This is a genomic window from Fibrella musci, from assembly GCF_041321105.1.
Classification (GTDB): Bacteria; Bacteroidota; Bacteroidia; order Cytophagales; family Spirosomataceae; genus Fibrella; species Fibrella musci.
In genome coordinates this window covers 237,678-251,629 of record NZ_JBGGWD010000006.1, presented here as the reverse complement: position 1 = coordinate 251,629, position 13,952 = coordinate 237,678, and the positions used below count along the sequence as shown (strand labels likewise).

At 57.4% G+C, this 13,952-nt stretch carries 11 protein-coding genes; 8 read left to right on the top strand and 3 right to left on the bottom strand.

What is annotated here, in order from left to right; all coding sequences use genetic code 11:
* Nucleotides 1-15: 15 nt before the first annotated feature.
* Both ACAW74_RS20425 and ACAW74_RS20420 read right to left on the bottom strand, forming a co-directional pair.
* A complete protein-coding gene (locus ACAW74_RS20425; RefSeq protein ID WP_370700082.1) occupies nucleotides 16-3,414 on the bottom strand; it encodes a SusC/RagA family TonB-linked outer membrane protein in 3,399 nt (1,132 codons plus the stop codon).
* 235 nt (nucleotides 3,415-3,649) lie between these two features.
* A complete protein-coding gene (locus ACAW74_RS20420) occupies nucleotides 3,650-4,795 on the bottom strand; it encodes a FecR domain-containing protein (protein ID WP_370700081.1) in 1,146 nt (381 codons plus the stop codon).
* 217 nt (nucleotides 4,796-5,012) lie between these two features.
* On the opposite strand from ACAW74_RS20420, the gene ACAW74_RS20415 reads away from it, so the two are divergent.
* The gene (locus ACAW74_RS20415; RefSeq protein ID WP_370700080.1) at nucleotides 5,013-5,618 is read left to right on the top strand and encodes an RNA polymerase sigma factor; all 606 of its coding nucleotides are present in this window, start codon (nucleotides 5,013-5,015) and stop codon (nucleotides 5,616-5,618) included.
* Between the two features lie 15 nt (nucleotides 5,619-5,633).
* Here the strand turns inward: ACAW74_RS20415 and ACAW74_RS20410 are convergent, their stop codons facing one another.
* The gene (locus tag ACAW74_RS20410; RefSeq protein ID WP_370700079.1) at nucleotides 5,634-7,973 is read right to left on the bottom strand and encodes a glycoside hydrolase family 3 protein; all 2,340 of its coding nucleotides are present in this window, start codon (nucleotides 7,971-7,973) and stop codon (nucleotides 5,634-5,636) included.
* 172 nt (nucleotides 7,974-8,145) lie between these two features.
* Between ACAW74_RS20410 and ACAW74_RS20405 the strand changes: the two genes are divergently transcribed.
* The 7 genes from ACAW74_RS20405 to ACAW74_RS20375 all read left to right on the top strand — a co-directional run bounded on the left by ACAW74_RS20405 (nucleotide 8,146) and on the right by ACAW74_RS20375 (nucleotide 13,927).
* Entirely contained in the window at nucleotides 8,146-8,442 is a 297-nt protein-coding gene (locus ACAW74_RS20405) for an antibiotic biosynthesis monooxygenase family protein (protein WP_370700078.1), read from the top strand.
* A gap of 114 nt (nucleotides 8,443-8,556) precedes the next feature.
* Complete coding sequence (locus ACAW74_RS20400; protein WP_370700077.1) at nucleotides 8,557-9,351, top strand: hypothetical protein; 795 nt, start codon at nucleotides 8,557-8,559, stop codon at nucleotides 9,349-9,351.
* 38 nt (nucleotides 9,352-9,389) lie between these two features.
* Nucleotides 9,390-9,962: a Crp/Fnr family transcriptional regulator gene (locus tag ACAW74_RS20395; RefSeq protein ID WP_370700076.1), complete on the top strand. Its 573-nt coding sequence runs from the start codon at nucleotides 9,390-9,392 to the stop codon at nucleotides 9,960-9,962.
* A gap of 73 nt (nucleotides 9,963-10,035) precedes the next feature.
* On the top strand, nucleotides 10,036-10,488 hold the full coding sequence (locus ACAW74_RS20390; protein ID WP_370700075.1) for a DoxX family protein: 453 nt from the start codon (nucleotides 10,036-10,038) through the stop codon (nucleotides 10,486-10,488).
* Between the two features lie 59 nt (nucleotides 10,489-10,547).
* Complete coding sequence (locus ACAW74_RS20385; protein WP_370700074.1) at nucleotides 10,548-12,128, top strand: M81 family metallopeptidase; 1,581 nt, start codon at nucleotides 10,548-10,550, stop codon at nucleotides 12,126-12,128.
* A 152-nt stretch (nucleotides 12,129-12,280) separates the two neighbouring features.
* Nucleotides 12,281-13,219, top strand: coding sequence for an NAD(P)-dependent alcohol dehydrogenase (locus tag ACAW74_RS20380; protein WP_370700073.1), 939 nt, complete (start codon nucleotides 12,281-12,283; stop codon nucleotides 13,217-13,219).
* Nucleotides 13,220-13,456: 237 nt separating this feature from the next.
* Complete coding sequence (locus ACAW74_RS20375) at nucleotides 13,457-13,927, top strand: MarR family winged helix-turn-helix transcriptional regulator (protein ID WP_370700072.1); 471 nt, start codon at nucleotides 13,457-13,459, stop codon at nucleotides 13,925-13,927.
* The last annotated feature ends 25 nt before the right edge of the window (nucleotides 13,928-13,952 follow it).

Below are 13,952 nucleotides of genomic sequence, written 5' to 3'. Positions count from 1 at the left end.
GAGGTTGTTGGCTGGTTAGAATTTCACCATCAGGTTCACACCCAGGCTGCGGGTACGCGGCACACCGAAGGCTTCGAGGCCCTGGGCGTTGGTGCTCGTGTAGCCCGATTCGGGATCGAAGTACTGGTTCTTCTTATCCTTGTACAGAATGGCCAGATTCCGGGCCACAAACGAGATCGATGCGGCCTGCAGCTTCACGAACTTCACCTTCGTGACGGGGAGGTTGTAGCTCAGAATCACCTGCCGCAGTTTCACGAAATCGTTGTTGAACATGAACATGGCCGTGTAGTTCTTGTCGTTGTCATAGTACGTGTCCACGTCTTCTTTCTTCCAGAACTTGGTAAATGGGGCGCCCTCGGGCGTTACACCGTCCACCGTAACCCCCGTTTCGCGGCCGGGCAGGGTTTCCTGCGGCAGACCGAACCGGTAGGCATACTGGTAGAGGTTCGAGTACACGATGCTGCCAAATTTGCCGTCGACCAGGATATTGAGCGAGAAGTTTTTGTACCGGAAATTGTTGGTGATACCCATCGTCAGCGGGGGTGTACCCTGCCCGATTTCTTCCAGATCGCCGCGCACCGCGTAGCCGCTGGCCGTGTTGAAAATCACGTTGCCATTGGCGTCGGTTTTCTTGCGATAGCCCCAAACGGTGCCGTAGGGCCGGCCCAGGGCGTTACGCACCACGCCGCCGCCAACACCCGTCCCGATGTCGATGCTGGTGAGGCCTTCGGCGAGCCGCTCGATCTTGCTTTTGTTGTAGGCCATGTTGTAGCTCACGTCCCAAGTCAGGCCACCGCGGTTGATGGGCGTGCCGGTCAGCAACAGTTCGATACCCTTGTTGCTCAGCTCACCCACGTTCAGCAGCGCCGAGCGGTATCCCGACGACACGGCGATGTTGGTCGTCACGATGTCGTTGGTGGTTTTACGGTTGTAGAGCGTCAGGTCGAGGCCGAGGCGGTTATTAAAGAACTTGGCTTCGATGCCCCCCTCGTAGGTCGTCGAGGTCAGCGGTTTCAGATCGGGGTTGGGTACCTGCGACGACGACAGCACCTCTACCGGCCGGCCGTTATGGCCACCCTGCTGCATGGTGTAGTACTGATAGATCTGGTAGGCATTCACGGTTGCGCCGCCCACCTGCGCCCACGATGCCCGCAGCTTGGCAAAGCTAATGGCCTTGGGCAGCTGGAACGCATCAGACAGGATCAGCGACCCACCCACCGACGGGTAGAAGATGTTGTTGCTCTTCGGGTTCAGCACCGAGAACCAGTCTTGCCGCCCCGACAGTGTCAGGTACGCTACGTTTTTATAGCCAAAGTCGGCCGAGCCGAAGACCGAGTTGATAGCGCTCTTCAGGTACGTTGGTGTGGTGGTCGACGCGGCCAGGTTGGTGTAGCTGTAGAAGTACGGAATCGTGAATTCGCTACCCGCAATCGCCGTCTGATCGTAGATCGACTGCTGCGCATTAGCACCCAACAGGGCCGAGAACGTCAGGTCTTTGATCAGGCTGGTGTTGTTGTAGTTCATCGTCACCATGCCGTTGGTTTCCGAAGCGGTCACCTTGCGGGCATCATACGTACCCAGCGGCTGGTAGGCGTTGCCCGTTGGCTGCACGTATTCCGACTGGAAGCTGTAGAAATCCTGGCTCACGCTGCCTTTGATGTACAGGTTGTCGAGGATGTCATAGCGAAGGCTTCCCTGGCTGATGAACCGGTTCTTAACGTCGTCGTTTTTGAACTTGTTGACTACAAAATACGGGTTCGGGGCCGCCGGTACGGGGTTCCATTCCATTTCTTTACCTGTGGCGGGGTCGTAGCCCGGCGACAGGCTGCGGATGTCGACCACGTTGGCGATCAGGTACGTTGCCCAGTGCGGGTTCATGTCGGCGTAGCCCACTTTGGGCCGGTTGGTGCCGATTTCGCGGTTATACTGAAATACCGTTTCGAGGCTCAGCCGCTTACCCAGAAAGGCGTTCAGGTTGAGGTTGGCGATCTGCCGCGAGAACGACGAATTCGGGACAATGCTATTCGCCTGCGTGTTGTTGAGGCCCAGCCGGAAATTGACCGTTTCGCTGCCGCCCGTCAGCGCCACCGAGTTGATGTAGTTGCTGCCCGTGCGGTAAAAGTTTTTCAGGTTGTCTTTCTGGGGCGAGTAAGGGTGCAACTGCCCATCGACCTGAATCGTCGGCAGGCCGTCCATTTTGGCACCGTACGAGAGGCGGCCCGTGCTTTTGGCTTCTGTCAGCGTAGTTGGCTTTTTACCATCGACGCCTTGTCCGTATTCATATTGCCAGTTCGGAATTACGGCAATATCCTCGAAGCTGGTCGTGCTGTTTACCTCGACACCAAGGCCGCGCTGTCCGCGCCCTTTTTTGGTCGTGATCAGGATCACGCCGTTGGCGGCACGGGCTCCGTAGAGGGCCGCCGCCGGGCCGCCTTTCAATACGTTAATGCTCTCGATATCGTCGGGATTGATACCGCCGATGCCGTCGCCCCGGTCCACGTTCATGCCGTTGCCGTCGGCGAGCGTACCACCGCCGGGCGTGCTGTTTTCCATCGGCATGCCGTTGATCACGTAGAGCGGCTGGTTGTTGCCGTTCAGCGAGCCATTACCCCGGATGATGATCCGGCTCGACCCGCCGGGGCCGGTCGCCATCCCGGTGGCGTTCACCCCGGCGATTTTACCTGTCAGGGCGTTGGCCACGTTGTTTTCGCGAGCCTGCGTAAACTCGCTGCCTTTCACTTCCGATACGGCGTAGGCCAGTGCTTTCTTTTCTTTCGAAATACCCAGGGCCGTTACCACCACCTCGTTGAGCGTGCTGGCTTCGGGCACGAGCTTAACCGACAGGTTATCCTGATTGCCGACGGTCACTTCCTGCTTCTGGTAACCCACGAAGCTGAAAATCAGGACCGCGCCAGCGTCGGGCGTTTCGAGCGAAAACCGGCCATCGACGCCGGTAGTAGTTCCGCGCATAGTCTCTTTCAGCACCACGCTCACGCCGGGCAGGCCGTCGCCTTTCTCGTCGAGCACGATCCCGCTCACGCGGCGCTTAGGTGCTTCTGACTGACTGGTGGGTTTCAGGGGTGAGATCGCGCCCGGTTGCCGCCGCAGAATAATCTGCTGCTGCACCACCTCGTAGGCTACCCGGTAGGGCGTCAGCACCTTGTCGAGTACGCTCGACAGGGGTTCGTTCTGGAAGCGGTAGTTGAATTTCTGTGTCCCGTCGAAAATCTGCGGGTTGTACATGAACTTCACTTTGGTAGCCGCTTCGATTTTATCCAGCAGCTTTTCAACATCAGCGTTGGCGAGCTGAATAGTCACCTTTTGCTCAAGCACTTGCTGACCGCTTACCGTATGGGCGCGGGCCAGAGAGAAAAGGGCAACAGACAGAATGGCCTGGTAGAGTCCAATGCGCATAAGTTTCTGTATGTTCTTTTGAAAAAGTAGTCCTCTTGGCATAATTTTGAGGGTTGTCAGTTAAAAAATGGCACAATAAAGTCCTAATCCGCTGGGGCGGACGTCGTAATTGTCACTACACGAGGGCGGTTGAGAAGTCGGAGATGTTGGCGCATCTTCGACTTTGCTTTTTAGACGATGTACGGGTGTTCGTTCATAGGCATACGGGTGTCAAAAAGGGCAAAGCACTGCGGCATCAATCGCATCCATTGGCGTGGACAACGATATCGCCATTCACCTGTTCATAACTGGCATTGACCGTCCGGCAGATCAGGTCCAGCTTCTGAAAGAGGGGTTCATCCGACAGCGAAGCCGTCAAGTAGCAAGTACGCATCAGGTCGGCATCGTAGTTGATTTTGATGCCGTAGGCCTGCTCGAGGGCGGTAAACACCTCGGCCATGGGCGTGCGCTGAAACCGAAAGGCCTGCTGCTGCACGGCGGGTTTCAGCACCACCGGGTTAGCGACAACACTCTTCACGAGTCGGCTGTCCGTCGGCGAGAACACGATCTGCTGATTGGGCGTCAGCACCACGCCCGTTAGCTTCGTTTCGTCTTTGGGGGAGGCGGTTGGTTTCTGACTGGCGGCGTAGACCGAGACCCGGCCCGTACTGACCACGACTTTTACCTGTCTGTTTTTCTCGTATGTCTGCACCGTGAAGCTAGTTCCTAACACCTTGGTGACGAGGCTATTGGCGTAGACGTAAAACGGTTTCGCCGGATTTTTCGTAACCGAGAAAAAGGCCTGTCCCTGTAGGTATACCTCGCGCTTATTTCCGGCAAAGGCTTTGGGGTAACTTACCCGACTTTTCGGATAAACGACAATCGTACTCCGATCGGGCAGGGCGACGGTCAGGGGTTTGGTTTCGTTGTTTTCGACTTCGATCAGCGGGTTGGTTTCCTGCGCTACGGCTACCAGCTCAGCATACGTGACGGTCTGCGGATCGGGCGCGGTCGTCGGGCGCAGGCGATACCAGCCAAACAGCCCGAGCAGGAGCAGCACACTGGCTGCCACGCCATACCGAAGCGGCGTAAACCAGTTGGTTGACAAACCGCCCCGCAGTGGTTTGACCGGCGCTTCATCGAGCGACTGCCGAAGCCGACCGATTTCGTGCCGGACTTCGTCGTCTGAAATAGGCGGGTGTTGGCGGGCCACCTGCTCATATTGCTGGTGAATGGCCGTCAGTAGCAACGCCGCTTTTTCGACCAGCTCCTGCCGGTCAGGATTATGAATCAACCACTCGCTCCAGAACGCGCGGGCTTCGGGATCAGCCGTCAGTTTCCAGCGCTGAAACGATGGATCTGCCGCTAATTCGTCTGGTTCGGGGTCTCTATATTCCTGCATGCGCTAAGTACTATCTATGCCGTTCTGAGGGAAAGATGCTAGATACTACCGCCAATACTCACACTGATAAAACTTTATTTTTACGTAGGGCCGAACGGCAGATGATTGTAAATTAGTCGAACTGAATGGCTGAACCGGGCCTTATATCGCTTGTTTGCGGTTCGTTTCGCCAGAATTTTACTTATTAGTTTACACCAATAGCAGGAACCGGGCACTTGTGGAGTTAAAACAGCGACTCATCGACGAAAACGAATTTCTTCTGACGCTCTGGCACAAGACACAGGCCGGCGATAAGGATGCGTTTTGTCAGCTGGCCGACACCCAGTACCGTTCGCTGTTCACCTACGCCACCAATTTCACCGACGATCGGGAGTTTATCAAAGACGCCATTCAGGAGGTGTTTATCCGCATCTGGGAGCGCCGTACCACGCTGACGATTCAGGTGGTGTCAATGTATTTGTTCAAATCGTTGCGGAATCAGCTGCTCATGGAGCACCGGCGGCCCGTGCGTCTGTCGTCGCTGGCCACGCCCGAAGTAACCGAGCTAACCGACTGGCAAACGGCCGAAACTCATATCGAACAGCATGAAGCCGACTCCGAAAGTCAGCAGCGCGTGCAACAGGCGATTCACCGGCTGCCCAAACGGCAACAGGAAGTAATTTTTCTGAAGTTTTACAAAGGGCTGGAAAACGAACAGATTGCCGAATTGATGGAGATCAACCGGCAATCTGTCGCCAATCTGCTATTTCGGGCGCTGGGCTCGCTTAAAAACCAAATGGCCATCTGCACTACCTGGCTGGTGCTGTTGCTGATGGAGGGGTGATCGCGCCAGCCATGGTTATTTCAAACTCAAGGCCGTGCGTTTATAGCGGGCGGTGCGGGCATCGTTGATGACGCCTTTCCAGTTCAGACCGAAGCCAAAATCGTAGGTATGTCCTTCACTGTCGACGTAGGGGGCCATGTCGCGGGGTACGTCCTCGGCCTGGGCTTCCACGGTTTTCATATCGACGGGCATCTGGAAGGGCAACAGAGCCGACGGTTCGGCTGCCCCCGTCAGCAAGTCCATCAGCGCCTGATCCTGCACGCCGAAACTCACGAGCAAGGCGTTGGCTTGCTTTTCAAATTCGCTCACTACCGCCGGGTTCGAGGCGTTCATTGCCACAATCACCGGCTTGCCTTTCATGTTGGCGTAGGTGTCAGTGATCATGGTCAGATCGGTCGCGTTGATCGTTTTGGTCGATTTGCCGTTGTAGGTCCGGTTCGTGAATTTTTCCAGCGGGTCGCCTCCGGCGATACTCGGGTCGCGGGTACCCTGCGCCGTATAGGGACCGTATTGCAGGCTGATGGGTACGTAGCCCGTGCCACCTGCTTTGGCGTCGTCGCTATCATAGCCACCGCCTGAGTTCGGGCTGCGGACAAACACCAGCGCATAATCGGCTTCGGCGGGGTTGTCGGTCACGGCAAAATACCGCTTCACGATGTTCATGTTGACGGGATAATCCAGCTTTTCGGGGGTAGCCATGCCTAAGAAGTTACGCCCCGCCGGGGTGAACTGCTTGGGTACGTATACCGTCTTCTGTTTCGTCAGCGGCAACACATTGCCCTTGTTCTTCAGCATCACCACCGACTGCAACTGCGCCTGATAGCCCGCCTGCATATACTCGACCTTGCCAACCACGGCTTTCGTCTGCGCGGGATCGAGGTACGGATTCTCGAATAGCCCCGTCCGGAAGATGTTGGTCAGCAGCCGCATCGCCGACTGCTCGAAACGGGCGCGCATGGCTTTTTCGCCCATCTCCTTCACCCCTAACTGGTAGGCTGCGAGTACCGGCGCGGCATCGTTGTTCCCCCCAAACTGATCAACGCCTGCTTTCAGAATCTTGTAGTGCCGCTCGGCCAGGGTCAGTTTTTCGACGCCCCACGATTTACCCGTCAGGAACACATCGACGGCGGTTTCGTCGGCGGTGATGTTCCAGTCGGTGCAGACGACGCCATTATACTTGTACTTGCCCCGCAGCAGGTCGCCGATGATGTAACGGTTGTAGCTGTTGCCCACGTTCTCGCCGTTCTTTTTGTCCTGATTGGTCGAAATGGTGTAGTAGGGCATCACCGACGCTACCGTGCCCGTCTTGCCTTTCAGCTTGAAGGCGCCGTTGATAAATGGCAGCATGTGCGAAGCGAAATTGTTGCCGGGATAGACGGCGTATTTGCCGTAGCCGTAGTGAGCATCGCGGCCGCCCTCGCCCGAGCCACCACCCGGCCAGTGTTTTACCATCGCGTTGACGCTCCCGTAGCCCCAGCCGCCGTTGATCTCCGCCTTGCCCATGGACGTCTGGAAGCCATCAATGTAGGCGCGGGTCAGGTCGGTCGCCAGCAGCGGGTCTTCGCCAAACGTGCCGCTAAACCGGTACCAGCGCGGATCGGTGCCCAGATCGACCTGTGGTGACAGGGCCGTAGCGATGCCCAGCGCCCGGTATTCGGCGGCGGCAATACGGCCAAATTCTTCCACCAGATCGGGATTGAACGAGGCAGCCAGGCCCAGCGAGCCGGGCCACATCGAAATGGTGCCGCCTGCGCCGGCGTTGTACTCGGCGTCGGCGCGGGTGCCGTGGCGGGGGTCCGAGCTGTTGTTGGCGGGAATGCCCAGCCCCAGACTTTCGCACAGTGCCTGCACGTTGTTGTTCCAGCGGGCGGCGATTTCCGGACTCTGTACCGAAGTGACCAGCACGTGGCGCACGTTGTCTTTCGTCAGAAATTCTTTTTGCTGATCGGATAGATCAGCGGCATCGGCCCCACTTTGAGCAAATACCTTACCGCCATACGTACCGGCGAACGGCCCGCCGGGTGCGGCCGGAATAGGTTGGTGACGGCTGTAGAGCATCAGGCCGGCAATCTGCGCGACCGACAGCTGACTCGCCAGGTCTTTGGCCCGTGTGGCTACGGGTAGCCGCCAGTCTTCGTAGGGATCGAGCCGCCCGTTTCGGTTCAGGTCTTTAAAGGCAAACCCCTTGTCAGACAGGAGCTTCACGCCCGACGTGGTCGAGTAGCCCAGCGTTTGGCCACCTTTATTAATGACCGTCACACGCGTGTCTACCTTGGTTTCGGTCCAGTTTTGCGCCAGTACGTTTGTGGTCGTGGCAAGCCCACAGAGCCAGGCGATACATACGGTTTGTTTCATAGGCCGAAAAGCGCTGGTTATGTGGCGTTTTACTCAGCCGCCAATTTTCAGACCGCTAAGCATGTTACTGCCTTTCGATAAATTGTAAGGTAACTGTTGAGTAGGTGAACAGCAAGTTTTTGGTGCTGGGCTCTTTTCAATTAGATTACCCTCATTCTAACCCACATAAACTATGTACGCTCGTATTGTTCAGGTGCCCCTCAAGCCGGAGGCAGCCGAGAAAGCTACTGCTTATTTTCGGGATACAGTAGGCCCCGCGTTGAAGCAGCAAACCGGTTTTATGAACAGCCGGTTTCTGGTCAACTCCGACACGAACCGTTGCCTGATGGTGACGATCTGGGAATCGCCTGAAGCGCGACTGGCAGCCGAAACCAGTGGTTTTCTGCAAAATGTACTGCAACACATGAAACCTTTCTTCGCGGGTCTGCCGACGGTTGACTACTACGAGGTAGCTGTTCAGGTCGCCTGATTACCGGGGCCCGGTGTTTAAGCCGTGCGGCCGACTCCGTCGACTCACGCCTAAACGCCGGGCCTGAACAGTAAAAGCCGGGGCAGGCGGGATTTGCCTATAAACGCAATCATCATGTCTCGTCGGCCAGCTCGTCATCTCTTCCTTCTCCTCTTTCTTCTGGCCGCAGCCTCCGTTTCTGCTCAGGTACGTTCCAGCGCCAAAACCTATACGTACCTGATCTTCCACAAACTTGCACCGGGCATGACTATCCAGAACGCGATGCCAGTCGAGCGGGAATGGAAAGCCATCAACCAGGCCGCCGTGGACGAAGGCAAGCTTATTGGCTGGCACATGATGGTGAAGCAATTCAGTTCGAACCCCAACCCCGCCGAATACGACTACGTCACCTGCATTGTCTCGCCCACGATGGGCATGGGTGGCGCTTCCCCGGCGGCAATGGCCAAACTCTATGGCGACAGTGTGCAGGTACGTATGGCCGACCTCAACCGCCGCGACCGGCTGACCGCCCCGGTAGTCCGGATTGAGATCTGGGAGAACCTCGACGCCCTTTACGGACCGGAATTCGGCCCCGGTAAAACCCAGACTGTCGTGGTCGATTTTCTGAAACTGCGCGATCCTATGACCGATTGGCTGGGTACGTTGGCAACCCTGAAACAGACGGGGAGCACCCTCATCGAGCAGAAGCAGGCAGGCGGCTGGAGTTTCTCGGCCCTGAAAGTCCCCGCCGGCAGCGAAAAAGGCTACGGCTTTGCCCTCACCCGCCCCGTGACCAGCCTCAACGTGCTGGCCGACCCCACCGACCCTAAACTTGCCGCTGCGCAAAAACAGATGAACCGCCTGTTTGAGGTGGTGCGGCAGGAGGTCTACCGCTTCGAGCTGTTTACGACCAGGCCGACCGCCAAGTAAGCTGCCCTTTTCTCAGCGCCAACCCCGTTTCCACGCCGATGACGCACTTCGATCAACTCCGCCAGCGGTTTACCGAACTGATTCCCCTGACCGATGCCCAATGGCTCCGGTTTCTGACAATGGTGGAACCGGTCGTCTGCGCCAAACATGCCTTCCTGACCGAGGCGGGGCAAGTGGAACAGTACATTTATTACCTCGCCGAGGGAATGGTACGGGTGTCGCTCAACAATGACGGGAAGGATGTGTCGATCGATTTTGTCTTCAGCGACGATTTCACGTCGGCGTATTCGTCGTTTCTGACGGGGCAGCCGAGTCCGTTCAGTATTCAGGCGCTGACCGACGTGCACGCGCTGCGGTTTAGCCGGGCCAACCTGCTGCGTTTTTACGACGAATCGCACGCGGCAGAGCGCATTGGTCGGTTGATTGCCGAACAGGCTTTTTTGCGAAAAACCAGCCGCGAAGTCACCTTTCTGACCAGCACGGCCAAGCAGCGCTATAGCCAACTGCTAGCGCAAAACCCCCGGCTGGTTCAGCAGATTTCCGTAAAGCACCTGTCGTCTTACCTCGGCATTGAACCCGAAAGCCTGAGTCGTATCCGGCGCACGATCTGATTTGCTAACATTTGTTAGCAGCATGGCACTCGGTGCGGCAGACCTTTGTCTGGACATCAAACCAGGCAAAGACATGGCTTTCTTTTTCGGTCTAGTCGCTATTACCGCGTTATTTTACGGCATTAGCTGGGTGACCCAGCTCGATTACCTGCGGCCTGTTCAGCACGATATGTTGTTGGCGGCGGCGTTCATGTTTACCATGATTGGCGTTAGCCATTTGCGCAAACCCGATCTGATGCTGTACATGGTTCCTGAAGGGCTACCCGCCCCGCGCCTGCTGGTGTATCTGTCGGGTGTTGCCGAAATTGTATTGAGTGTTGGGCTACTGGTTCCGGCCACGCGCACGGTGTCGGCCTGGGGGCTGATTGTGCTGCTGATCGCTATTTTTCCGGCCAATATCAACGTGGCGGTCAACAACCTACCGCCGCCGGGAGGCCTGCCCGCCAAACCGTGGTACATCTGGTCGCGGCTGCTGTTTCAACCTCTCTACATCGGCTGGATCTGGTACGCTGCAATCGCCCCCTGATAGGCCTTGGCCTGCCACGAGCCATTTGTCCACGTTGCCGAATACCGTAACTTGTTGGCATGAAGCAGCTTCTTCTCGGCCTTACCCTCACGCTCGCCCTCAGCCAATCTGTCTTTTCACAACCCAACGCAGGTACGTTGCCGGGCGACGCTTTGCCCCGCATCGCCATTGCAGGTCTGGGCATCGAATCCAGTACGTTTTCGCCCGCTGTCACCCTCGAACCCGCCTTTCATGCCCGCTACAGCGGCGAGGTGTTTAGCGCCTATCCGTTTATGATGGGTGCGGCCCCGTTGCGAAAGCAGGCGCGGTGGTTCCCGACGGTGGTGGGCAAGTCGTTGCCGGGGGGAATTGTAGCGCGGGAAGCCTACGAGTCGCTGGTGGGAAAGATGCTCGATTCGCTCAGAAAATACGCGCCCTACGACGGGCTGTATTTCGACATTCACGGGGCTATGAGCGTGCAGGGGCTCGACGACCCGGAAGGGGATCTGATTACCCGAATCCGGCAGGTGGTGGGTACCAAAACGCTCATTTCCACGTCGATGGATCTGCACGGTAACGTGTCGGAACGGCTCGCTCACCATACCGACCTGATGACCTGTTACCGCATGGCCCCGCACGAAGACGCCATGCAGACCAAAGAGCGAGCGGTAACGAACCTGCTGAACCGGCTCAAAAGTGGCAAAGGCAAGCCAGCTTACAAAGCGCTGATTAACGTACCGATCCTGTTGCCGGGCGAAAAAACGAGTACGCGCATCGAGCCGGGCAAGAGCCTGTATCAGCAGGTAACACCCCTGGCCGATCAGCAGCCGGGCGTGGTCGACGCGAGCATCTGGATTGGCTACGCCTGGGCCGATGAACCCCGCAACCATGCCGCCGTGATGGTCGTGGGCGACGACAAGGCGAAGGTGATGCAAACCGCCGAAACGCTGGCCCGCGCCTTTTGGGCGGTGCGCAATCAGTTCGATTTTGTAGCCCCCACAGGTACGTTAGACGAGGTACTCACCAAGGCCATTGCCAGCCCCAAGCACCCGTTTTACATCAGCGACACCGGCGATAACCCCACGGCGGGCGGCGCGGGCGACGTAACATGGACAATTACGCAGATCCTGAAGCGACCCGAATTTAAGAAACCCGATGGCCCTACGCTCCTCTACGCCTCCATTCCCGATCCGGCGTTCATCCAGAAAGCCATCGCGGCGGGCGTCGGTGGGCAGGTGGACGGGACAGCCGGTGCGATGGTCGACCACCGCTTTGCGCCGCCCGTACCGCTGAAGGGTACCGTGACGGCTATCGTACGCGGCGACAAAGATGCTGAGGTGGAAGTGGTGGTGAAAGTGGGCAGCGCCAACGTGATCGTGACGCAGAAGCGCAAGCCCTACCACGAGGAAAAAGACTTTGTGCGGCTGGGCCTCAACCCGCGCACCGCCGACATCGTGGTGGTAAAGATCGGCTACCTGCAACCCGAACTCTACGACATGCAGAAAGACTGGATCATGGCCCTCACGCCCGGCGGGGTCGACCAGGATTTGTTCCGGTTGCCCTACAAGCGTATCCAGCGCCCGATGTTTCCCTTCGACAAGACGATGAAAACGCCCGACCTGTCGGCGAAGCTGATCCCGCTGTCGGGTACGTCGAAGTAGCGGGCCGCGCGGCAGGTACGTAAAAAGAACGGGCTGGGTACGTTGCCTGCGGAGCCGATTGGTCTGCTGGGCCATACTGTCCCGCAAAACCCTTTGCGCACAGGGTCGTTTACTGAACGGAGCTTTACCTTATCCGGCTCCGCGTCAACGGCATGAAAGCAGCAATCATCAACCAGTACGGCAGCAGCCACGAGTTACAGATTCAGGACGTACCCCGGCCCGAGGTCGACACCCACGACGTGCTCATCCGGGTGCATGCCGCCGCCATCAATCCGGTCGATACCAAGGTGCGCGATGGGTCGATGAAGCTGTTGTTTTCCGGCTCGTTCCCGAAAACGCTGGGGGCCGACTGTGCCGGTGTGGTGGAGGCCGTTGGGCTGATGGTGACCGACCTGCAACCCGGCGACCGCGTGGTAGCGTCGGTCGGGCCGACGGGTGGAGCCTACGCGGAGTACGTGTCGGCCCACGAGAAATTCGTCGCTAAACTGCCCGATGGCATCGAGTTCGTGCAGGCGGCTGCCATGCCCGTAGCTGCCGGAACCGCCCTGCAAGGCATGCGTGACAAAGGACATCTACGCCCCAACGATCGTGTACTCATCAACGGCGCGTCGGGCGGGGTAGGTACGTATGCCGTGCAACTGGCCAAAGGGATGGGCGCGTACGTGACAGCGGTTTGCAGCGCCGACAATGCCGCGCTGGTCAGGCAACTGGGCGCCGACGTGGTGATCGACTACAAAACGACCGATTTTACCAAACTGCCCGAGCAGTACGAACTCGTGTTTGACGCCGTCGGGAAAAGCTCGTTCGATGCCTGCCGCGCCATCCTGACCGACGAAGGCACGTACGTAACCACCACGCCGTCGCCGAAGCAACTGCTAGAGCAGGTCGTTACGATCTTCACGAAGCAGAAAGCGGAATCGATTCTGTTTTCGTTTACGCGCGAAGACATGAACTGGCTGCTGAAGCAGGCTGCCGCCGGTAAACTCCTATCCGTGATTGACAACACCTACCCGCTGGCGCAGGTCGCACAGGCCCACGACTACAGCGAAACCGGCCGGGCCAAAGGCAAACTGGTGCTGCTGATTGATTAGGAAATGAATCAGTCAGGTACGTACCCCGCCCGCCCGGCGGCACTGCCATTAAGCTTCATCGTCCCTCGGCTTTTTTGTTATCCTGACCGGGACGCGTAGCCTAGCCGAGCTTAACCAGGCATCACTGGCAGCTAGTGTTTACCTGACTCATCAACCTTATCCACAACGTTGTTTTTGCACTGAAAACTTTTCGGATAATCTATTGGTTGACATAGCAACTATATCTACCTTTGCCACATGATTGACGAGAATACACTTCGGGCGAAGTTTGCAGAACGCATGGGTTCCCAGTCGATATTTATGATTAGCCACGTGGGGCATTTGATGGCCAAAAAGGCCAATAGGGAACTGACGCGGCTGGGCTTTACCATTCAGATCGAACAGTTTCCGGTGTTGTTCGTCACCTACTTTGCGGGCGACGAATTGCTGTCTCAGCAGGACATCGCCAACATGCTCCAGAAAGACAAATCGGGCATACAACGCTCAATTCGCACGTTGGAACGCGATGGCTACCTGCGTGTCGTTTCCGACAGCATCGACCGGCGCAAGAACCTGATCCGGCTGACGCCTGCGGGCAAGATGATTATCGAGCAGGCTATCCAGACAACCGAGATGCTGGATCAACAGATTATGAGCCAGTTATCGGAAGTTGAGCGGGACGCTTTCTTGGCTACCACCCGCAAGATTATCGCCCTGATTGACAGCTAGTTTTTTTACCTCATTAGTTGATATA